The organism is Prosthecobacter sp. (assembly GCF_044373815.1).
In the GTDB taxonomy this organism is placed as follows: Bacteria; Verrucomicrobiota; Verrucomicrobiia; order Verrucomicrobiales; family Verrucomicrobiaceae; genus Prosthecobacter.
Map to the genome: position 1 here is coordinate 1 of NZ_JBIPNG010000045.1, position 24313 is coordinate 24313.

Genomic DNA, 24313 nt, shown 5'->3' on the forward strand with positions numbered 1-24313 from the left:
TGCGCGAGCTTTTCAACGCGCTGCGTTACATCGTGCGTTGTGGCTGCCAGTGGCGCATGATGCCCCATGACCTGCCGCCCTGGCAGAACGTTTACCAGCAAGCGCAGCGTTGGATGAAGGCATGCTGATTCGAAGCCATGGCCCATGATCTGCGTGAACTCTCACGCCTGGCCAAGGGCCGCAAGGCCCAGCCCACAGCGGCCATCATGGACGGACGCACCCTGCAGTCCTCGCCCGAGAGCGGAGGCCGGGCAGGCTATGATGGTTACAAGCGCCGCAAAGGCAGCAAGGTGCACATCGCGGTGGATACCCTGGGGCATCTGCTGGCGGTGAAAGTGACGGCTGTCAACGAGCAGGAGCGCGCGCAGGTCGGCGAGCTTGCAGAGCACATCCAGCAGGCCACAGGAGAAAATGTGCAGCTGGCCTATGTGGACCAAGGTTACACGGGCGAAGAACCTGCACGGCAGGCGCAGGCACATGGGATACGTCTGGAAGTGGTCAAACTCTCGGAAGCCAAGAAGGGCTTTGTTCTGCTGCCAAAACGCTGGGTAGTGGAACGCAGTTTTGGCTGGGCGGCGCGCTTCAAGCGCCTCTCAAAGGACTACGAGCGTCTGGCTTCGACTTTGACCGGCATGCACTGGCTGGCCTTCGCAACCCTCATGCTCTCTTCTCTATTCGGCAAAAGTTAATAACAGGCTCTAGGCTTTCTGGGCTTCGAGTGTCATTTCTGCGATCGGCATGGCGGAAGGTGAATGGCTTAGGCCGAATGTCGAGTCTGGAGAAGGTGGATGTGTGGGAGTTCCAGAAGCTTAAGGGGCTGTCCGAAACTGGGTAATGGAGGTTTCGGAGGTTTTGGAGGCTCATTTTGAAAGGGGCAGATGTTTTACTTGTGCCAAGCCAGCACCCCATGGTTTTGTGCATGGCAGTGCCGGAGTGAGCCAAAACAAATGGAGTCCACCAGAACCTGCAGAGAACGAATTCAACTTACCTTCCCTCAATGAGTGCCCCCACTGATCGACTGACGCAGTTTACCGGAGCGATGCTCGACATTTATCGACGAGCCCTGAAGGAGGCGAACTACCGTGCTAATATTTTCTTCGACATGGTCAACAATCAAGGGGGATATGAGACTGCTATAACGCTTGTGCATGCGCGAAGACCTTCTGACGGCTATACAGCGCTGCATCAACGCAATCATCTTGATTTGACCGTCGAGGCTTTGATTCTTCGCCCGGAGTGGTGGGACATCTTTACCGATGAAGACAGGAAGGCGGCCTTTGAACGGCTGCTGCAGTATCACTACACCGTGCCTGCTGACTCCTGGCACCCCATCAAGGAGTAAGCCAAGACACGCAGGCAAAGTCAGGTGAAGAGCCACTGCATACCTCTTTGGCATGCATTTGCATGTTCTTGCCTGCCTTTACTGCTGGCAGTCCAAAAGCACGGTGAAAGTCTTTTCCCTCTTTGTGGTTGTCCAGCCCTCTCGGGAAATCTCCCTCTTTTAAAAAGGGCCTCCAAAACCTCCGAAACCTCCAATACTTGGCTTGGATAGTTTCGGTGGGTTATGGACAACCCGGATGCGCTGTTCCCTTTGCCTGCGGATTGAGGTGGTAGGTTGTGGTATTTCGACCGCCATGGACGGAGGCGAGCTTCTGGGTGGCAATAAGCCAGCGGTGCTCAGCCAGGATTTCGCAGGCGGATTCCACTTCGTCTGGGCGTGTGAGACCGCTCCATCCTTTGAGACGTACTTCCCGCGCCTTAAACTCACTCGGCAGCCCCGCAGTCCCATCGCACAATTTCTTGAGCAGGGTGTGCACGGCGGTGCTTTCGGCGACGGCGCCGGAGGCGAAGACGCGGGCGGCGTGGGATTCCAGGTAGCGGGCCCAGGAGAGGGCGCGCTGCAGGGCGGAGAGGCTGACGTCTCCGCCGGGGATCTCCGCCGCGTGGATGAGCAGGGCGAGCGCGGGCACGAGCTTGCGATACTTGCCGAGGTGCGCCTCCATGGCGGGTGCGAGCGTGCCGCTGCGCAGGCGGTGCTCCAGGTCGTGCCGCCAGTGGCCGAAGAGCTCCTGCGCTTCGGGCGCAAAGCGGTAGGTGGGGATGCCATCGCGGCCAGTTTTGAGGCCCTTTTGCGCGAGCTGCGCGGTGATGTTTTCAAAGGCGTGAAACACATCCGTGGCCTCCCACTCGGCTTCGCCATCCAGCGGGCGGTCGATGTCTTCCCAGTGCTTGCTCACGTCCGGCCAGACCATGAGCGAGAAGCGCTGCAGGAAGCCATCGGCACCTGCGGTGTGGCCATTGGCGGCACGCACGTGCGTGGCGATGACGCCGGGCTGGATGCTGCCCAGCAGGCTCAAGGCGCAGTATTCCACGTGCCGCCGCCCACGGCCGATGCGGTCAAAGGTGAAGCCTTCCTTGCCGCTCCAGGCCTGCAGCAAAAAGGCGCGCAGGGACTGGTTGCCATCCTTTTCCAAAAGGGCGAGCAGGCCCGCGAGTTCATCATTGTACAGCAGGGTGCCGGTGGGATTGTCCCGCAGCACTTCGCCCAGGGCCTCGATGCTGGCGTCATTGACGATGAAGCGGCGCAGCGGGGTGGTCTCCCCCTCCGCCGGGCCGATGAGCTGTGCGTAGTCAAAGGGGTCGCCGTTCTTCGCGGCCTTGCGTGCCTCGGCCTCCAGCGCGCCACGTTTGATCTTCGCGGCGATCTCCGCCGTCTGGCGCTCCAGCTCCCGGGAGTCGTACTCCTTGGCGGCCACGTTTTGCAACTCCTTCAGCGGGCGCATGGCGGCCTGCATGGCGGGGCTTTTCATCAGGGAGGGGCTGCCGATGAGCATGCCCCACAAGTGGGGGAACTCCGTGTAGCCTTCGTCCTGCGTCTTGGGCTGGATGCAGAAGCGCCGGCCCGCCACGCTGGAGAGCGCGGCCATGGCGGCCACGGCGGGGAATTCCGGCGGGCACTGCATGCGCTCCGCGATATCGCTGATCCACGCGCGGAAGGGTTCGGGCAGCCATGCGGTGTCAAAGGGCAGCACCGGCAGCAGCGCCGCGCCCAGGGGCAGCGGACGCGGGGCATCCTCTCCCGTGGAGTAAGCGATGCGCTCCATCTTCTTCAATTTCTCGCGCAGCGCCGCCGTCATCTCCTGCGGGCTGATGTCCGCCTGCCCGGCCATCTCTCCCACGCTGGCGATGAGACGGCGCTCATAGGCGTAGGCGATCTGCCGCGCATGCCACTCCGCCATTTCCAGTCTGAAGATGGAGTGCCTGCCAAGCAGCAGCACCATGGCGGAGCGCACGCCCTCCATCATGGGGCCACCGAGGCGGCGCAGGCGCACCGCCACGCTGTCCGCGCTGATGGTTTCCCCACGGTCGTACATTTCCAGCAGGGTGTCCCACAGGCAGCGCCGCTCCGGGTCCACAAACGCGTCCGCATGCGGCAGGATGCGCCGCAGCGCAGGCAGCCACTCGTCATTGCCCTCCAGCAGCACGGCCAGGATCTGCTCTTCGGAGTCCAGTGCCGCCGCCATGGCTCCCGTCAGTTCAGAAGGTGCATGCATGGTGGTTCAGGCTTGGGGTTGAGGGTTGTGAGAAGCAGCAGCAGAGGAAGCCGCTGCCTGCGGGGTCTCAAGAAGGCTGGCTTCTCCCGCGTGAGTCATGGGCTCCGGCGCGGCGGGCTGAGGACAGCCCGCCCTACCTCGCGCTGGGCGGGCGCATGCGTTACGCGAGGTAGGGCGGCTTGTCCTCAAGCCGCCGTCGAGTGTCTCCACGCATCCTTCGCTGAAACCCGCGTCCGCATGGGCACGCGCCTGCGTCGTGGGCTGCACATGAAAGAGCTGCCGCAGCGTGGCCTCCACCTCCGCCAGGTCATAGCGGACGGACTTGCCGATCCGGTAATGCCCCAGAACGCCGGCGCGGGTGAGCTGATCGATTCGGCTGACGCAGAGGCCGCAGTGGGCGGCCAGTTGTTTGCGGGTGATCTTCCTGGCCGGAAGGCTGGAAGCGGTGAGTTGTATCGGTGATGAATGATTCATGCCGATGATTTAGATTGGGTCCGGATTTCAGAAGTCAACGTAAAAAGTGACAGGAAGTCAAATTATGGGCTAGCATGGGATAGAGTGTGGTATGATGTGGTTTACTGGGGGCGGTCGCTCCGGTCGTAGGTTGGGTGTGTTTGGCGTCCAAGGCCATCCATGCTCCACCGCACACTTGGCCAAACCGCCCGACTGCGAGCGCTTTCGCGGGCCGGACGGCGTGCTGAGGACGGAGAATATTCTTCACCCCGCGAAAGCGGTGGCTCCGATGCAGGCTTGCGCCGTGCATCTGCGCGACCGCATTGTTTCGCTACGCTCACCCTTCGGGCAGCCTGCGGCTGTCTACCTCCGCTGCGCTTCGGTTCCAAATGGGACGCTGACGCGCACTCGCAAGCTCCAGAGCCCGCGAGCACACCGACCAATCGCGGACGCTTTCGCGCTCTCTTACAGCCTGGGCTTCTCCGGCTTGATCGTGGCATCGGCAGAGCGCACGCCCTTCACCTGCGTTTTGCGTTTGAAGACCTTGTCGCCGTTGCAGGCGTAGAGTTCGTCGAAGTTGGCACCGCCGAAGACGACGTTCGCCAGCCATTTGCGCTGCGGCTTGGCGATGATGCCGTTCACGCGCCCGGCCTGATCGCAGAACTGAATGCCTGCGTGCGTGGCGACGTAGAGGCGGCCCTTCGTATCCAGCGTCATGCCGTCGGCGCCGCTTTCCATCAGGCCGTCAGGGATGCGCAGGTGGTGGTAGGGCTGCTTGGCGGAGAGGGTGCCATCGGCCTCGATGTGGTAGCTCCAGATGAACTGGCCGCGCATGTCGGCCACGAGCAGCAGGCTCTGGTCCGGCGTCAAACGCAGGCCATTGGGGAAGGCGATTCCGCTCTTGTCATTCGTGTCCACGACGCTCTTCTCGCCGTTCGGCTTGATGAGCCACACCTGCTTGTGCGGCGGATCGGTGACGTAGAGATTGCCGTTCAAGCCGATGCAGAGGTCGTTGGAGTCGATGCCCTCGGCGATTACGGTCATCTTGGCTGCTTCATCGTAGGCGACGATCTGTTTGTTGCCGCTGGCGCAGGCGAACAGGCGGCCGTCGGGACCGAACATGAGGCCGTTGGCCTTGCCGGTGTTCTCGGCAAAGACGGAGACCTTGCCATCCAGCCCCACCTTGTGGATGCGGCTGTTCGGGATGTCGGTGAAGAAGACCTCGCCCTTCGCATTCACCGCCGGGCCCTCGGTGAAGCCGTAGCCTTCTCCCACAAGCTGCCATTCGCTACCAGCTCCCAGCACTTCCATCACCGGAGCTTTCGAGCCCACCCCTTTCGTCACGGCCTTGGGCCAGTCCTTCCACAGCCAGCGCATGGCATCGGGGAAAATGGCCGTGGCGTGCTTGCCATTGTGGCCGCCGTCTCCCCACACGTGGTTGGATTCATAACCCGCAAACTCCAGCGCGGAGAGCATCTCATTGTTGGCGAGGAACCAGTTTCCGCCGGTGCCGTTGGCATCATTGCTGCCGTCTTGCAGGAAGACACGCAGCGCCTTCGGCTCGGCCTTGCGAATCATCACCGGGTAGTCGTTGCCACCGCGCTGGTCCACGTAGGTGCCGATGCTGCTGAACACACGGCTGAAGGCCTCGGGGCGCTCCCACGCGGCGGTGAAGGCGGCGATGGCGCCGCTGCTGCTGCCACCGATGCTGCGGTCATTGCCATTGTGCGAGAGGCGGATCGGGCGGCCATCCGGCAGCACGATCTTTTCCACTGCGGGCAGCAGTTCTTCGAGAATGAAGCGCGCGTAGTTCTCGCCGAGGCCGTCATATTCCACGCTGCGGTTGAAGCGGTCGAGCTGGGTGGCGGGATCGCTCGCAGGCACGCGGCCATGCATGACGAACACACCGATGAGCACCGGGATTTCCTTTTTGGCGATGAGATTGTCGAAGACGACGGGCGCGAGATTTTGAATGCCGTCCTGGTTCACGTGCACGCAGGCGGGAGTGTCGGGCGTGTATTGCTTTGGGACGTACAACCAGTAGTCGCGCACCGTGCCGGGGAAGATCTTGCTGCTCTTGAATTCGAACTTCAGCACATCGCCCTTGGGCACGCCTTCCTGCGGTTTGGAGTCCGGGCCGGGCTGATAGTCGTCTGCCGCAGGGGACAGGACGGTGAAAAGCAGAGAAAAGGAGAGCAGGAGCAGGCGGGAGGGAGGCATGATGAGAGTGCTTTAAACGCAGCGGCGGATGCCAAAGTAACATCCGGGCTGCAAGTGTGGAAAAATGAGTCATGATGGTCGCGTGGAACCCGCAAAACCTCTCTTCAACGACCTCATCCTCCACCTCGACGCGCCGCCGCATGACGGCCCGTGGAACATGGCTGCAGACCAGGCCTGGCTGGAGCAGAGCGAGGTGCCGGTGCTGCGCGTGTACCGCTGGGATCAGCCGACGGTGACCATCGGCTATGCGCAGAATTTGGCCAAGCTGGCGGGCACCCTGCCGCCGTGGCCCGTGGTGCGGCGCTGGACGGGAGGCGGTGTGGTGCTGCATGAGAATGATTTCACGTATTCCTTCATCGTGCCGGCGGTGCATCCCTGGTCCCAGACCAATCCGCTGGACAGCTACCGCCTGATCCATGAGTCGCTGGCCAAGGCGCTGGACGATGGCAGCCGCCTCGCCGGGCCGGAAGATTTGATCGAGAACCCGTTCTGCTTTGTGGCGCCCGCCATGCACGACGTGGTGCGCGACAAGGTGAAAGTCGCCGGGGCAGGGCAGCGGCGCGGCAAGCTGGGGCTGCTGCATCAGGGCAGCGTGCAGCAGGTGCTGCTCACCGAGGACTTCTGGCCACGCTGGGCGGCGCAACTGGCCAAAAACGTGCTGGTGAAGGAAGAGATGACCGATGCGATGATCGAACGTGCGAATGAACTGACGCAGAAGAGGTACAGCCTGGATTCCTGGCTCAACGAACGGGAGGATGCGCTGCCATGACCCTGGTGTTTGTTTACGGAACGCTGAAGCGCGGTGGCGAAAATCATGGCTGGATCGCGCAGCAGCAGTTTGTGGCGGAGGCGATCACGGCACCGCTTTATCGCATGTATGACTTGGGTGGCTACCCTGGCATGGTGCGTTCCTCTGAGGGTCTCTCCATCCAAGGCGAAATCTGGAGCGTGGACGAGGCCGGACTCGCACGGCTGGATGTGCTGGAGGACACTGATGGCGGCGAATATGGGCGCGTGAGGGTGCAGCTCGAAGGGGAGTTTTCCACGCAGCCGGTGGAGGGTTACATCTACCTCCGCAGCATCGAAGGCCGGCGCGAAGTGGGCGCGTGCTGGTGAGAAGTAGGTTGGGTGTATTTGGCGAGCGATGCTTTCCAATGCTTCACCGCGCTCTTCGCCAAACCGCCCGACTCTGGAGGCGTTCGCAGGCCTGTGTGTTTGCCGTACGCTGATGGACGGGCGGGCTGTCGCCACACCCATCCTACGAGCCGCGCAGCACTCCACTGGCAGAATCAACCCGCACCAAAGAAACCACCCAGCTTCCGGATGCGCGTGGGGTGGCGCAGCTTGCGCAGGGCTTTGGCTTCGATCTGGCGGATGCGCTCGCGGGTGACTTGGAACTGCTTGCCGACTTCTTCGAGGGTGCGGCCAGCACCGTCGCCGAGGCCAAAGCGTTGCTCCAGCACTTCGCGCTCACGCGGATTGAGGGTGTCGAGCACGTCGCGCAGCTTGTCGCGCAGGAGGTGCATGGCGGTGAGTTCCATCGGATTGCTCGCCTCCTTGTCTTCGATAAAGTCGCCGAATTCGGTGTCGCCTTCGCTTTCGCCCACCTTGGCCTGCATGGAAACGGGCTGCTGGGAAAGGCGCAGCACGGCGTTCACGCGATCGACGGGCAGATGGATTTCCTCGGCGATTTCTTCCGGGGTAGGATCGCGCCCAAGCTCCTGCAGCAGCTGCTTGTGCACGCGCATGAGCTTGTTGATCGTCTCGATCATGTGCACCGGAATGCGGATGGTGCGGGCCTGATCGGCGATGCTGCGGGTGATGGCCTGACGGATCCACCAGGTGGCGTAAGTACTGAATTTGTAGCCGCGCTGGTACTCAAACTTTTCCACCGCACGCATGAGGCCCATGTTGCCTTCTTGAATAAGATCGAGGAAGGACAGGCCACGATTGGTGTATTTTTTGGCGATGGAGATGACCAGCCGCAGGTTCGCCTCGATCATCTCGGTCTTCGCCCGCGTGGAGCCTGACACGTGTTTGAGCGTGTCGGTGATGAGCGTGCGGTAGTCCGCCGCCGTCATCCAGGACTCCTGCTCAAAAGCGCTCAGGGCCTGCTGTGTGGCTTCGTTGCCGGGCTGCTCCTTCAGGCTGCGTTCCAGACTGCCGAGATCGGTCAGCCGTTGCTGCAGCAGGGTCACGAAGTCCTCGGTGATCTTGGATTTGAAGTAAAACTTCTCACAGATACGGAAAAACGCGGCGCGCAGGGTTTCAAACTCCTCCTGGGAGGCGACACGTTTGCGCGGACCGGAACTGATGAAGGCGGCGAAAGCCTTGCTGGTCTTCTCATGCGTCTCACGCGCCTGGTCGAGCAGCGGCTTCAGCTTCTTAAAGTAAGCATCGCGTTCATCCGCCTTGCGGTCGCTGACGAGGCGGTCAAAACGTTCCACACCATTGCACAGCGCTTCAGCAAACTGCAGGTAGGCCTGGCCGATGAAACCGATGGTGTGCAGGCACTGGCGCATGCTCAGGTCGGCCTTTTCGATGCGCTTGGAAATGTTGATCTCCTGCTCACGGGTGAGCAGTGGCACCTGGCCCATCTGGCGCAGGTACATCCGCACCGGATCGTCAAACACATCCAGCTTGGCCGAGGCCGCGTCACGTTCCGCCGTGATGCGCTCACGTGCTGCGGTATGACGGGCCGCCACGCCATCGACGTCGTCACTGATCTTGATTTCCATCGCACGCAGGCGCGTGATGAGGGCATCCATCAGGTCCGGGGTGACGAATCCCGAGGGCAGGGCCTCATTGATGTCGTCCCAGGTCAGATGATCATGCTCACGTGCCGTGCGAATCAGATCGCGCAGCCGCGCCTGAACGTCCGGAGAGTGGATGTCGTCGTGGGTGGTGTTGGCAAAGTGAGTGATGCCCCCGATCTGCCCGCCTTTGGGCGGACGTCCCCGGCGGCGTTTGAGCAGCTGACCATCAGGCCCCACCTGGGCTGCGGGCGTCTCTTTGGGCGGATGGATGCGCGGTCTGCCACGGCCACGTTTCTGCGGGCTGGCTTCGTCCTCGACAGCAGCAGGGGCGCCTGCCTTGCCGGCGGCGTTGCGAGAATGGGATCCGTTAAGTGGTTTTTTGGAGACGGCCATACTTACCTCGGTGGGGGTCCGGGACCTGCGTCAAGTCAGGGGGAGAAACTATTCGGGGTGGGTTTCGTACGGTCAAGGCATTCTTTGCGCCTAGCGATGAGTTCTATCTGCTGCTGTTGCAGGCGTTCGACCTCCTCTTCGGGCAGGTCACGCTGGCGTAATTTGGACTCAATGCTCTGGATGAGGTTCTTCATCCGGACGAGTTCCAGGGTGTACAGGGCGCTTTTCGCATCTTCGAGACCACCGGGCAGGCGCGGGCGTGCCTGGAGCTGGGCAAAGGCCGCCTCCTCCTGGCGCTCCAGCCCGGCCATGAAGGCAAGCTGGGAGGATTCCTCCAGCGGATCATGGCGGCTGTGCACCAGCAGGGCCAGCATCTCCGTGCCGGGCACCTCGCGCAGCAGGTCTTCGCAGTCGGCCTCCCGCAGCCAGTACATGATCTCGGCATCGGCCAGCGCCAACTGGCAGACTGACAAGGAGGTCCGGTGCTGGGAGGCGAGCAGTTTCTTCGCCTCATCCACCACATTCACAGTGGCTTTGTCGGTGCTTTGACCACCCTTGGCTTCCTTCGCTGCGCGATTGACCATCGCCGAGAGCTGTTCCTCGGAGATTTCGAGCATCTTGGCCACTTTGTTGACGGCGGTGATACGCTGAGCCACGCCGGTGAAGATGCTGATGGCGGAGGCCACCTGCTCGGCCATGCGCACGCGCTCCACCATGCTGTCAGACTTGGCGCTGGCTCGGAGCCGGCGGATCTGGTACTCCAGGAAGTCCGTGGCATTTCCCAGCACGGCTTGCAGCGCCTCGGTGCCCTGTTTGCGCAGCAGGGAGTCCGGGTCTTCTCCCTGGGGCAGGGAGGCCACCTTCACCGTCAGTCCGATGGGCGAGAGGATTTGGAAGGCGCGCTCAGCTGCCTTGTAGCCTGCATTGTCGGAGTCATAGCAGAGCACGACTTCATTGCAGACGCGTTTAAGCAATTTGGCGTGGAGTTCTGTGAAGGCGGTGCCTTGCCCTGCCACCACATTTTGAAAACCGGCCTCATAGACCATGATCATGTCGATCTGGCCTTCACACACGATGGCTTCGCCTGCTTTGGAGATGGCACGCTTGGAGCGGTCAAAGCCGAACAGCACCTTGCTCTTGCTGAAGAGAGAGGTTTCGGGGGAATTGAGGTATTTGGCGGTTTTGGCCTCCGGATCGAGAACGCGCCCGCTGAAAGCGATCACATCTCCATGATCGTTGCGGATGGGAAACATGAGCCGGTCGCGGAAACGCGGGTAGGTGCCACGGCGGCCCGAGTCCTCATCACTTTGTACAAAGAGACCGGCCTCCACGAGCACACTTTCGGGGATCTTGGCCTGGGCGGCCCATTCGCGGAAAAAAGCGCCGTTGGGCGGGGCGTAGCCCATCTGCCAGTTCTTCGCCACCTCAGCGGTGATGCCGCGTGATTTGAGGTAGTCGCGCGCTGGTGCGGCGATTTTGTGCTTCATCAGCAGCTGGTGGAACCATTCGGAAATCTCGCGGTGCGCGCGCAGGAGCAGGCTGCGGTGCTTGGCCTCCGCCTCCGCATTGGCATCCCACACCTCTTCCTCGATACGGATACCCGCTGCATCCGCCAGGCGTTTGACCGCTTCGACGAACGACAAACCGTCGTGCTCCATGACAAAGCGGATCGAGGTGCCGCCGGCACCGCAGCCGAAGCAGTGGTAGGTGTTGCGCGAGGGGCTGACATTGAAGGAAGGCGTGCGCTCATTGTGAAACGGGCACAGGCCGAGGAAGTTCGTGCCCGCCTTGCGCAGTTTCACGGAACGCCCCACCAGCGCCACGATGTCCGTGGCGGCAATCACTTGCTGGATGGTTTCTTCAGGGATGCGCGACATTTCAGATCAGGGAAGGTGTTGAGCGGGGGCGAGGCCGCAACTGGTGAGCGACTGCAGGTGCCAAATAATAGAGGGCAGGGAGCCGGTGGCAGCCCCAGGCGGCATGGCAACAAAACGGGGCGTCTTTACCCAAGGTAAAGAAAAACAGAATCAAAAAGTCCTCGGAAATTTACTAACGAACAAGCCATTCCCCAATGGCTCTGAATGAGGGGGTTAGCTCAAAGTAAGCATTAAGTTCAGATAATGACGGCGGATTCCCTTCCGCCCGTCAAGCCAAGTCCCTTTTCTCCCGCAGCCCTCAGTCTATCCAACCACCAGATGAAGAAATCCAGCGTTCTCTTGGACACCTTGCGTCGTCATTTTACGCGACCAATCGCCACCGCTCTTGCGGTGTTTTTTCCTTTCTGGGCCCTTCAGGTTCAAGGGGCCACTTTGTATTACAACGGCTCTAATGGACAGTGGGATGCCGCGACTGCCAATTGGTCCTATGACAGCAGTCTCTCAGACACCGCAAACTGGCTCAATGGTGAGGTGGCTATCTTTGGGGGTGTCCCTGGAACCATCACCGTGGGCGGGCCGATCACTGCGGGCGGTCTGATCTTTGGCAGCGATGGCAATGTCATCACCGGTGGCACGCTGACACTGAGCACCGTCGCTGGAGTGAGCTCTTCCGTCATCAATGTGGCCTCCTTCAAGGGGGCCCAAATTGATTCCGTCATCGCAGGATCTAATGGACTGACGAAGACGGGCAACGGCACGCTCCGGCTCGGCAGCAATGCCAACACCTTCACCGGGGATGTGGTCATCAATGGCGGTGCTGTCGTCATCACAAAGGAGGCTCAGCTTGGAGCGGGCACCACAATCATTTCCGTCAACGGCCTGGCGAACACGGGCAATCCGGGGTACAGCGGCGGCAGTCTTGTGTTGCAGGGTGGGGTTGCGGGAATGACGATCAATCGTGACATCAGTTTGTCAGGCCGTGGCCCTGGGGCCATCAACAACGGCGGTGCTCTCATCAGCGTGGGCAACAACACGATCGCCGGAAATTTGGTCATTGGCGGCACGGCTTCCCAGGGGAACGTGATTTCGGCCTACGGCAACACCACGATTTCAGGGGACGTCCAGCTTGGCAACGGCAGCACGCAGACCTTCTTTGGCAACGGCAACTTCATCATCTCCGGTCAGGTGACCAGTTTTGAAGTCGCCAATGACCGGTTTTCCAAAACAGGCAATTCTTATGCAACCACGCTTTGGCTGCAAAATGCGAACAACAATTATGCACAATCTCTCCGCATTGATTCCGGTACCGTGCGTGTCTCCACGAACGGCGCCCTGGGGACCAACCCCAGCACCCAGTCGGTCGATCTTAACAACGGCATTCTGGAAGTCCGCACCGACACACCCGGAGTGGGCAATGCTGATTTCTCGAAAAGAAAAATATTCAACCGTGACAATACCAACACGGGCATCTTCGTGAGCCGCGATGTCAATGGCAGCGCCATCAACCAGACCGTGACGTTTGGGGAAACGCGGGCCACGGGGACGAATGTCAATTTCCGCATCACGGGCCGGGACGGATTCAATGTCACCCTGCTGGGTTTGAACAATTCCGCGACGGGTGCCTTGGGGCAGGGCGGCACAAACAACACGCTCATTGAAAACAACTCGAACGGCCTCCTCACCCTCGCGACTTCCAGCCTTTGGAATCAGACGGATACAACGGCGCGCACCCTGACCATTCAGGGCAATGCCGACACCTTGCTGACCGGCAACCTTACCGCCACCGGCGCTGCGCATGTGGTCACCAAGTCAGGAACTGGCACGCTCACCATCCGGGGCACTTCCAGCAATTTCCTGGGCAGCTTCAACGTCAATTCCGGCACCGTGGCGATCAATTCCTTTGGTGCGATCAACAGCGGCACAAGCGGGGCTCTTCAGCTCAGCAGCGGTGCTTTGAACTACCTGGGTGCTGCAGGCACGGGTGCAGGTGAAACCGTCACCAAGGCCATCAACCTGACCAGCACGACGGGATCGGGAATCATCCTGGCCAATCAGACGGGCAGCAGCCCCTCGGCTTTGATCATTGCGAACAACATTGCAGCCACCGGCGCGGGAATCAAAAATCTCTATCTGGGCGGCGAAAGTGCGCTGCAAAATGAGATTCAAGGTGTGATTCAGGACAACACCACCACCAACAAAACATCGCTGGTGAAGATCGGCTCCGGCACATGGCTCTATGATCCATCGGCCTCCAACTATGTGACTGCGGGTGCGGCGGGTGTCACCACCACCGGCGGTGGTGCGGTGCAAACCAACAGCTTCACCGTTTCCAACGCCGCTGGCCTCGTTGTGGGACAAACGGTCACGGGAACCAACATCCCAGGAAGCTCGATCATCACCGCGATCAATGGCAACACCATCACGATCAACACCACCATTGGCACCGCTGTCGCCAATGCCACGGCGCTGACCTTTGGCACGGTGAACAATTTCACGGGCTCCGTGACGGTCGCGGGTGGAACTCTTCAAATCAAGGCGACTGCTGGCAGCGGCAATGGGTCCAATGTCATTGACAATGGTTCGGCGCTTATTTTCAACGCCGATCCCTTGAACACCAATCAAGTCGCAGGCGGTACCTTTGAGTATCTGGGCTTCAGCGGCGGTGCGCTGACGGAATCACTCGGCGCTTTGACCATGACTGCGGGTGCGGGCACCATCAAAATCACCGCAGGTGGCGGTGCCACGGGCTTGATCTTCTCCTCGCTGGCCACCCCTGCCATTGGAACAGGGCTCAACATCATCGGCAACGGCACTGTGACTCTCACAGGCGTTGCAACGAGCACCGCCACGACGCTGACCGGGAACGGTCGTATTTATTTTAACGGCGCTGACTTCGCCCGTTCCAATGGCGGGGTGTTGGTGGCACCCGTTTATGACACGGATGCAGGCTTCGTGACGGCAGGGGCTGCACTCACAGCTGCCAGTCACAATTTGGTGACTGGAAACACGAGTTCGGGGGCGCTCACCATCAGTTCGTTGAAAATACTCGGCAACCAGACCGTGGACCAGACGGGGCTGCTGACGATCAACCTGGGTGCCAACACTTCAGGCGGTATTTTGCAGACGGGTGGCTCGGGCACGATCAGCGGCACTGGCGTGACTGCGGGTGGCAATCAGGACCTCGTCGTTCGCGTTGATGGCCTCACAGACTCCCTTCTGATGTCAGCACCGATCACAGCCACGACCACCGGTGGCCTCACAAAGAACGGAGCAGGCACTCTGATTCTCAGCGGAGCGAATGCCGAGACGGGGACGGTCACAGTCAATGAGGGAACTTTGCAGCTCTCAGGCACTGGTTTGCTCGGTGCAACCAACATCAACCTGACGATTCGCCAAGGAGCCACTTTTGATCTCAATGGAGTGAACGTCGGCACAGCCGCCTCTGGAACGAATTCAGTCAATGCGTTCAATGGCGCGGGCGTCATCACCAACAGTGCTGTGAGTGGGACGGCCACTCTCCGGGTCAGCAATAACAACACAGGAGGTGTCTTCACGGGCCTGATTCAGGATGGAGCCACAGCGGCAGTTGCACTGGTGAAGGCTGGATCATCAAGCACAGTTGCACTTACCGGTGCCAACACCTTTACAGGGCCGGTGACCATCCTTGGCGGAAATCTGGATCTTCCGAACATCGCAGACATCGGCGTGGCAAGTGGCATCGGCAAGGGGGATGCCACTAGCGACGCGACCAACGCAGCCAGCCTCATTCTCAATGGAGGCGCCCTGCGTTATGTAGGGACCAACTCCGGCGGTGCGGTCACAGCAACCCAGACGCCTTCCGTCAGCATCAATCGCTTGTTCACTCTGGCCGGCAACGGCACCATCGCCTCCTTTGGTAGCTACGGGAACTTGTCTGCTTCGCGTATCAATAACAATGCGGCGCTCATTTTCAACAACACGGCAGATCTGGCTTTCAGCGGGACCGGTGCGCGCACGCTCACGCTTGACGGCGATTCGCAGGGAGATAACGAAATCGACATCCATCTGATCGACAATCCCAATGGCGGCGCGCTTTCCCTGACCAAAAACGGCGCAGGTCTGTGGATTCTCAACCCATCAACCCCGAACATTTACACGGGTACGACCACCATCACTGGCGGGGCTCTCCAGGCGGTTGACGGTGCAGGCCTTTCAGCCGGCAGCAATCTTCTGCTCAATGGCGGTGTGTATCAGACTTCCGGCACATTCAACCGGGCCATGGGCACGGGCGCCGGGGAGTTTCGGTTCGCCGCCTATGGCAATGGAGGTTTCTCCTCTGGCACATCCAAGCTGACGGTGGATTTTGGCTCCTTGGGCACACCGGTGTGGGGATCGACCGCCAATTTCATCGGCGCGGGTGCGTTGATTCTCAACAACGCCACCTCCCTTGCGGACGTCGAAGTTACAGGCAACTTCGATCTCGCAGCAGGCATCAGCAAGTCCATCAATGTGACCACGACTGCTGGAAATGCCACCGTCAATCTGACCAGCGGGACCACGGACGGACTGACCATTGGCCAGGTATTTACTGGCAACTCCAACATTCCCGCCGGGCTTTATATCACAGCCATCAACAGTTCGACTCAGTTCACCCTGAGTTCGGGAACGGGGGTCATCGCCGCCGCCGGTGCTGCAACAACAGTGACGGGAGAAGGCTGGCGTCAGATTCAGGTGGATGACAATGGCAGCACCAATCTTGATTTTGCCACTGTCTCGGGCGTGATCGGCGGGACGGGCGGCCTTGGCAAGATCGGTAGCGCCGGTCTTATTCTCGGGAATGACAACACCTACAGCGGCAGGACAGTCATCCGTCAGGATGCAGTTTATGTGACGTCCATTGGCGCGGATTTGGCGACTTCTTCCAGTTTCGGCACGAACGTCGGCGGGGGCATTTTGGAGCTGGGCAATCCCAGCACCTCCACCACAGTCAGCCTGATGTATGTCGGTGCGGGAGAAACCGCCACGCGCGAGATCAACCTCACTGGCACCACGGGAACCCGGCGTATCGACTCCAGTGGCAGCGGGGCGCTGATCCTCACCAACTTGAAAAACACCACTGCGACATCGGTGAACACCATCAGTGGTGACAAGACATTGGAAATCCGCGGCACCAACACGGACGCCAACATGATCACCTCCGTGCTTGCTGACAATGCGCAAGGGCTGGGCACGCCTGCCTTTGGGGGTGTGGGTGCCTTGCGCGTGCTCAAGGCCGATGGCGGTGTCTGGATCTTGAACGCCGCCAATACCTACACGGGCGGAACAAGGGTTGACGGCGGCCTTCTCGGCATCGCCTCCACGCAGTCTCTCGGTGCAGCCGGCCCCACGGGTTTGACTTCCGCTGCGGTGAACAATTCCGCCACGATCACACTGGCGACTGGAACCACGGCCGGTTTGGTCGTGGGCATGAACATCAACGGGACTGGCATCGCCTATGGTGACGTCATTGCCAGCATCACCAATGCCACGACGTTCACGATTTCCGCTGCTCGCACCATCCCCGTGAATGCCCAGTTGGTCTTTGGCGGGCTTTTGATGTCGAACGCCGGGATCTTTGCCACCGATCCGGCAGGCTTGACGATCTCACAGCCGGTGATCTTTAACAACAATACGACAGCCATTTTCGCCGGTGCAAACACCATCACCATCAATGGCGACATGATCAAAAATTCCGGCGGCAACGACCATACCCTGAGCAACAATCTCGAGGGCGGCGCGCTTCTTACCATCAACGGCAATTTCCTCAATTTCCAGAACGCGGCTGGCACGCGGCAGTTTAACATCCGCGGCTATGGTTCGACGGTGTGGAACGGGGATATCAAGGACAACACCCTGCTTTCGACCTCTCTCACACGTCTTGACATTCGCATTGCCAACGATGCCTCCTTCACCATTGGCAGCGCCACCACACTGACTGGCGGCATTCTGCTTGGCCAGGGAACGCTTTTTATCGGCAATGTCAAAGCGCTCGGAACTGCCGCCAATGCCCTGATTCTTGATGGCGGTGTTTTGACATCAGCGTTTGATCTAACCGGAGTCAACAAGCTGGTAAACGCCGTGACCATTGCCGGTGACCCGGCTGTTATCAATGGCACGCAAAGCATCGAGTTTGGCGCATCGGTGACCAACAATGGCTCCACCCGGGTTTTGCAGAATGATCTCGATGTCGGGTCTGGGGCTGTGCTCACCCTTTCGGGAGGTGTCAATCTTTCGGAATCAGCCACCAACCGTACCATGGTCATTGCCGGCTCAGGGACGACCAACATCACAAGCGCCATTGTCAACGGCAGCACGTCCACCGCCTCGGCGGTTTTGTTTCAGGGCAACGCTTTGAATCTCTCCGGCACCAACACCTTTGGTGGAGCCCTGACAATCAATCGCGGCACCGTCACCATCAGCGGCACCGGCGGGAGTGTCAACGCCACCTCCGGCATCACGCTCAATGCGAGCGCTACACTGGCGCTGGATAACAGCGGCGGAAACAACGCCAGCGGCCGTGTGAATGGGCGCGCATTTACCTTCAATGGCGGCGCTTTGAGCCTGATCGGTAACAACACCTCTGAATCGATGGGTGTTGCCACCGTGAACAACATCATGGGAACCATCAGCATGTCCGGCACGGGCAGCAACACGCTGACCTTTGCCACCGCCAATTTCGCCAACTCCGGCTCGTCATGGGACTTGTCTGGAATCAGCGGATTGGGAACCACGAACAAGGTGAAGATCACCACCTATCAAATTGGAGGCACCACCACCACCAACACCATCCTGTCGCGCATTTTCATCCTGAACGACTTTGCCGCCTACGACAACACAAACGGTGTCGTGGCGTTGGCGCCAAGCTCCTACAACAACAGCAACAATCTGGATGCTGCGGCCAACGGTGACACGATGAACGTGACCACAACAGCCAATGTGTCGTTGTCGCGTACGTTGAACGCCCTGAAAATCAACGGCAGCGGAGTCTCCATCACCAGCACGGGTAATCGTGTGCTGACCCTCTCCACAGGTTCTCTGATCAGCACCGGCGGTGACAATACGCTGGCAGTCTCACAGGTGAACCTGGGTGGCGGCGCAGGCTATTTCCAAGTGCAGGCCGGCACCATCCTGCATGTGACCTCCACTTTGATCAACGGCCAGCTCAGCAAGGTGGGTGGTGGTACTTTGAGTCTTGAAAGTGCCAGCTACTACAACAGCACCACCAACGTCATGGGCGGCACGCTGCAGCTCAACGCCGGGCTCAATGCCATTTTCCCGGCAGCCAACAGTCTTAACATCGGCATCGGTGCCACCGTGGATCTCAACGGCAGTTCTCAATATCTCGGCAATCTGACAGGTGGCGGGAACATGCCAAACTCTGCGGGTGCTCTGACCAACACCTCTTTGAGCACCAGCACCTTTGTGACCAACGGCGGTGGCACCTTTGGAGGGATCATTTCCGGAGCCATCAATCTTGGCCGTGTCGGCGGTGGCACCCTCACGCTGGAGACGGCGCAGACCTATACCGGCACCACCTCGCTTTTGGGCGGCACCACCACGCTCGAAAATGATGGCTCACTCCTCACCACCTCGGCCATCGAGATCAATGGAGCCACCTTGATCGCCACCAGCAACAGCAGCCTGCAGACGCAGAACAATGACCGCATCGGCGATGCCATCGCCATCACATTGCGTGCGGGCAACATTCAGATCAACGGCCGGGTCAACACGATGGCCACTGAAAAATTGGGCGACATCTTTTCAGCGCAGGGCGCGAACAGCATTCAGGCTGCGACCGGCGGCACTGGCACTGCCGGGGCCTTCACGGCCATGGATCTGACCATTGCCAGCCTGACGCGTTCGGCTGGATCGACCGTGAATTTCCTCGGATCTACCGCGCTTGGCAGCGTCGGCAATTTCCCCCGCATCGTGTTCACGTCTGCGCCCACCACTTATGGTGATGGCGTTCTGGGAGCCTGGGCCATTTCAAACTCCAACGACTATGCCGCCTACAACACCACCAACGGTGTGGGCATGGTGGGGAACGGTGGCTTTGCCGGTTATTCGGCAGTGTTTGGCAGCGGCAACATCACGGACCTTGGAACTTATTCCGTAACGCCTCTGACCACCACCCTCTCTGGCGCCACCACCACCGCCAGCATGCTTCGGTTGAGCGGCAATTTCACCAACAACGTGGCTTTTACGAACGGCAGCGATGTGCTGAATCTCGAACTCGGTGGCATCTTGCGCACCAACAACTCCTTTGACACCAGCTTTGGCACCACGGCCATCCGGGGTGTGATCACCGCCGGTGGCACGGAAACGAGCGGGACTCGGGAGCTCATTGTTTATAATACCAACACCTCCAATCCATCGTTTACCAATCCCAATACTGCCGGTGGCATTGTTGCCGGTTCTCCGGTGGTCATCATGAATTCAACGGTGGGCATCCAGCCAGGCATGACCCTCGCCAATGCCAGTTTCCCCGCCGGCACCACCGTCGTTTCCGTGGACAGCCTGACGCAGATCACCCTGAGCAACAATGCCACGGCGAGTGCGCAAAACCAAACCTTCACCGCTGGTTCATTTGTCAGTGGCACCACCGCATTGGGGTCGGCCCAGATCACGATGAACTCCACCACAGGCATCGCTCGGGGCATGACACTGACCGGCACCGGCATCCCTGCGGGGACTTATGTCGTGTCGGTGGACAGTCCCACTCAGGTCACACTCAGCCAGGTGGCTACTGCCGCCGGCAGTGCGCTGACTTTCGCCGTCGGCATGAGCAACATGATCATCAATTCGGTCATCGCTGACAATAGCTTTGGCAACAAAGTCTCATTCGTGAAGTCCGGCACTGGCATCGTCAACCTGTCTGCCAACAACACCTACACGGGCGGTACCGTCGTGGATCAGGGCACGCTGAATTTGATCGGCACCGGGGTGGTCCTACCTGCGGGCGGTCTGACCATCAACAACGCGGCGGTCACCATGCTCACCAACGTTGGGCAGATCGACGCCTCCAACGATGTCATCTTGGTGGGCAGTTCCACCCTGACACTTGCCGGCGCGCTGGGGCTGAACAACACCCTCAAGAGCATCACGTTCGACAACAACGGCGGTTCCGGCACCCCCACCATCACGAATCAGGCCAACAGCATCCTGACGCTCACTTCCTCCGCGCCGATCACTGTCACCAGCAGCAATGCCTCCACGGTTGCTTCGATCAACGGCGGCTTCCTGGCTCTCAGCAGCGGAAACAACACCTTCAGCATCCAGGCACCGACATTGAATGGTCAGGTTTACACCCAGCTTGCTGCTTCGCTTAGCATCTCCTCGGCGATCACTGGCACAGGGTCCAAAATCATTAAAACCGACAACGGTCTGCTTCAGCTCAGTGGACAGAGCACCTTTGACGGCGGCATGGAAGTGCAGCAAGGCGGGATCATTCTTTCAGCCAGCAGTACATCCACCGTTCCAAATTCACTTCTCTCCGGACCGCTGGGTGTCGGCACCGTGGCGTTTGCAGACGGCACCACCCTTCTGGTGGACAACAACAGCCGCACCGTGGCCAATGCCATGACCTTCGCAGGGAATCCGATCTTCAACAACACCGGCACCAATTTGCCCACGCTCACCTTGAACGGCGCTCTGACATTTGACACCCTGGCCACCACCGGCGTTGTGATCAATACTCCCACGCCGTTTCTCAATGTGGTGCTCGGCGGCCCCATTGCCAACATCGGCTCAATCACTTCCTTTGGAGGAACGGGTGCCAACACCATCAGCAAGACCGGCCTGGGCAACATCACGGGGATTAATCTTAACGGCTACAACACCGCCGCTACGATCGACATCGGTGCATTGAACACCAGCACCTCATTCTCGCTCTTGGTTGATGGTGATCGCACCGGCTCATTCGAGACGATCAATCTCGGTGCTATCAACTGGGAGTCCACAGTAACAGGCACGGCCTTGTCTCTTACCATCGGACGCGCGGGCACCAGCGATTATTACCCGCTGGCTGTCAACAAGGTGGTCGCTCCGAGCAGCTTTTCCTCATCCTTGCTGGCCAACGGACTGACCGTGACCAACAACAACAACTACGGCCTGCTTCTGGCGGACAATATCGTTTTCAATACGGTGTCCGCCAATCAGGGCCCCACTTTCAATGTGGTGAATGGCAGCACTTCACTGCAGCTTGATGGATTGACGCTCAGTGGCGTGCTTTCGGGCGGCCCAACCGGTGCGTCGGCAGTCGTTCTCACCAAATCAGGTGGCGGTGTGCTGTCGTTGACCAATACGGGCAACACATTTGGCGGTGGCGGGTCCATCATCGACATCACAGCAGGGTTGATTGCCGCATCCTCCGACGCCGTATTGGGCAATTCAGGCAACATCATCCGCCTCAGCGGCAACAATCTTGGCTTTGGTTTCCGTGCCACCGGCACCTTTGCCACCTCCCGCACTTTCAACCTCAATTCCGCCGCAGGTGAAATTGAAGTGACGCAGGGCAACACTCTGACGCTGAACAACGCTTTCACTTTTGCATCTGCCAACAATGCTCTAAGGAAGTATGATCTCGGTACTCTTGTGCTGACATCCCCTGAGACCGGCTGGAACGGGGTCATGTTTGTTCAGCAGGGCGTGCTGAAAATTTCCAATGGAAACCAGCTGGGCAATGCATCGTCCACCACCGCTTCGACGGCGACCACTGGAGCCTCTGGTCAGAGCGTCCTCACGCCGACCGGTGGCACAGCCAATTATGGGGTGGGCCAGCTGGTGTTCGGAACGGGAATTGCCGCCGACACATTCATCACCGCTATCACTGGCACGACGATCACTCTCAGCGCCAATACGACTGGGGCGAATCCTACCATCACCACCTCCGCAGGTGGAATCTTGATGTCAAACGTCGGTGCTGCCCTCGAACTGACCGGCGGAGTGACGGTTGCAGATGGCATTTTCATCAATGCCTCCAACAATGCGACCAACAACGGCATCAATGGTGGCGGAGCCATCCGCAGCACGGCAGGGACCAACACCGTGTCTGGTCTCATCACCATCGCGATGTCAACGGTTGACAATAATATGCGTGCCGTGACCCTGGGGGCGGATGCGGGTGCCACGTTGAACATCACTGGCGGTGTGCTGGGCCAAGTGGGAACGGCTGGCTCCAACCGACATGCCTGGATAGGGATCGGCGGTGAAGGCACCACCAACATCACCACCACAGGCTTCACCAACACGGGAACGCTGGGCATCTACCAGCTTAACAAATTCGGTACAGGCACGCTGAACATCCAGGTGGCAAACGCCTTTTCTGGCCGGGATGTCTTCGTCAAGCAAGGCACGCTGTCCTTGAATGGTGCTGGCACCTTCAGTACTCTGGGTTCCGGCCAGGGCTCGCTCCGCACGGTTTTTGTGCATGATTTTGCCACCCTCACACTCGACAACTCAGGGACCGCCGTCAACAACCGCCTGGGCAATGCGGCGCTGAGTTTCCAAGGTTCAGATTTCAAAATCATCGGCAGCAGCTCAGCCACCACGACGGAAACAACCACGGGCGCCATGAGCATCAATGCTGGCGCGCTGGTCTTCACGCTGGATGCCGGGGCAGGCCAGCAGTTGAACTTCACCACGGCGGCGGTGACGCGCGGTGGGGGGTCCACCTTGCTCATCCGTGCGGATGGTTTTGGCAATGCGGCGGGTGTCAATGTGGCCACCATTCAGGGCAGCACCGCCACTTACACCTTCACGGGCCAGCTGGGAGCCACAGGCACGACAAACAAATCGATCTTGGGCTGGGCCATCGGAGACACCAGCATCACTGGAGCGGGCGTCGGATTCGTCACGGCAGACTCGGCCGCTGCTGGTGCCAATGCTGGAACCAACCGGCTTCGTCTTCTGAGCGGTTCCGAACAGGTCTCCAGTCTCTCGACTGCAGGCACCAATGTGAACCTGATCAGCACCGCAAATTTGGCGGCATCTCTTTCCATCAACTCCCTCCAATTGAGCAGCGGTGGCGGCATCACCCTCTCAGGCGGCGCCGTTCTGACCTTGGAAAGCGGTGCGCTGCTGGTGCAGGCCGGCAACAGTGGAATCTCCGGCACGGGAACTCTCACTGCTACCAGCAATCGGGAATTGATTGTTTACACGGTTGGAGATCTGACCTTGGGAGTCGCTATCACCGGAACCAGCGGGGGCCTCACCAAATCGGGCGAGGGCACCCTGACGCTTGCCGCTGGCAATACCTTTACCGGTACGGTCACGGTCAATCAGGGCACGCTCAAGCTCGACGGCACTGATTTCAGCCTGACTTCAAACCTGACGATGCAGCTCCTCGGCGGCAACCTTGACCTCAATGGCACGGTGCAGAACATCAACAATCTCCAGGCCCAGACTGGATCCTTGGCCGTCAATGACGGATATGCAGCCAATACAGCCGGTTATGTCATCAATACTTCGGCCTCCCAGGCCACCTTGGCGCTCACCACGGCCAATGTGAGTTTCCGTGGCGCCATTGGGAATGGCAATGTACTGCAGAGCAACATTGCTGTGGTGCGGTCCGGTGCTGCTGGTTCTTCTGTTGATTGGAATCTCTATGGCGACAATACCTACACCGGTGCCACCCTGCTCAACGGCGGACGCACTCAGCTTATTGATGGCGGACGGTGGAGCGGAACGTCCTCCATTGAAATTTCAAACGCCACTTTGCTAGTCACCACCGGCAATATCACCGTCGAGTCGGTGAGCCTCACAGACCGCATCAATGACGCGGCTTCGATCACTCTGAACGGAGCCATGTTCCAATGGCGTACCCGAGCCTCGCTGTACAGCACGGAACAACTTGGGGCAGTCAACCTCGGTTATGGCAGCAGCATCATCGATTTCGCGGAACCTGGTTCGAATGTGAACCAGTCGGATGTCACCTTTGCCAGCTTCGCGCAGGCGGCCGGCCAGCATGGCACGGTGCGGTTCTTGAATATTGACGGCAATATTTCCGCCCTTCAGCGTCTCTTCATCTCCAATCTCAATGGCG

9 protein-coding genes and 1 pseudogene are annotated in these 24313 nt (G+C 59.7%); 5 read left to right on the top strand and 5 right to left on the bottom strand.

Going from position 1 to position 24313, the window contains the following annotated elements; translation table 11 throughout:
* Positions 1–689: pseudogene (locus ACIREA_RS06160) on the top strand (IS5 family transposase); the annotation flags it as partial.
* A gap of 308 nt (positions 690–997) precedes the next feature.
* Positions 998–1342 (top strand): hypothetical protein, encoded by a 345-nt coding sequence (locus tag ACIREA_RS06165; protein WP_397381385.1) that lies wholly within the window; start codon positions 998–1000, stop codon positions 1340–1342.
* A 220-nt stretch (positions 1343–1562) separates the two neighbouring features.
* On the opposite strand, the gene ACIREA_RS06170 is transcribed toward ACIREA_RS06165, so the two are convergent.
* The 3 genes from ACIREA_RS06170 to ACIREA_RS06180 all read right to left on the bottom strand — a co-directional run bounded on the left by ACIREA_RS06170 (position 1563) and on the right by ACIREA_RS06180 (position 6227).
* Positions 1563–3554, bottom strand: coding sequence for a DUF3987 domain-containing protein (locus tag ACIREA_RS06170; RefSeq protein WP_397381386.1), 1992 nt, complete (start codon positions 3552–3554; stop codon positions 1563–1565).
* Between the two features lie 6 nt (positions 3555–3560).
* The gene (locus ACIREA_RS06175) at positions 3561–4028 is read right to left on the bottom strand and encodes a helix-turn-helix domain-containing protein (protein ID WP_397381387.1); all 468 of its coding nucleotides are present in this window, start codon (positions 4026–4028) and stop codon (positions 3561–3563) included.
* A gap of 444 nt (positions 4029–4472) precedes the next feature.
* On the bottom strand, positions 4473–6227 hold the full coding sequence (locus tag ACIREA_RS06180) for an SMP-30/gluconolactonase/LRE family protein (RefSeq protein WP_397381388.1): 1755 nt from the start codon (positions 6225–6227) through the stop codon (positions 4473–4475).
* A gap of 82 nt (positions 6228–6309) precedes the next feature.
* On the opposite strand from ACIREA_RS06180, the gene ACIREA_RS06185 reads away from it, so the two are divergent.
* Both ACIREA_RS06185 and ACIREA_RS06190 read left to right on the top strand, forming a co-directional pair.
* A complete protein-coding gene (locus ACIREA_RS06185; protein WP_397381389.1) occupies positions 6310–6996 on the top strand; it encodes a biotin/lipoate A/B protein ligase family protein in 687 nt (228 codons plus the stop codon).
* Positions 6993–7343 (top strand): gamma-glutamylcyclotransferase, encoded by a 351-nt coding sequence (locus ACIREA_RS06190; RefSeq protein WP_397381390.1) that lies wholly within the window; start codon positions 6993–6995, stop codon positions 7341–7343. Before ACIREA_RS06185 ends, ACIREA_RS06190 begins: the two co-directional genes overlap by 4 nt.
* Positions 7344–7516: 173 nt before the next feature.
* On the opposite strand, the gene rpoD is transcribed toward ACIREA_RS06190, so the two are convergent.
* Positions 7517–9376 (bottom strand): RNA polymerase sigma factor RpoD, encoded by a 1860-nt coding sequence (gene rpoD, locus ACIREA_RS06195; RefSeq protein ID WP_397381391.1) that lies wholly within the window; start codon positions 9374–9376, stop codon positions 7517–7519.
* Between the two features lie 35 nt (positions 9377–9411).
* Positions 9412–11253, bottom strand: coding sequence for a DNA primase (gene dnaG, locus ACIREA_RS06200; RefSeq protein ID WP_397381392.1), 1842 nt, complete (start codon positions 11251–11253; stop codon positions 9412–9414).
* A 390-nt stretch (positions 11254–11643) separates the two neighbouring features.
* Between dnaG and ACIREA_RS06205 the strand changes: the two genes are divergently transcribed.
* A partial coding sequence (locus tag ACIREA_RS06205; RefSeq protein WP_397381393.1) for an autotransporter-associated beta strand repeat-containing protein occupies positions 11644–24313 on the top strand: 12670 nt, incomplete at its 3' end.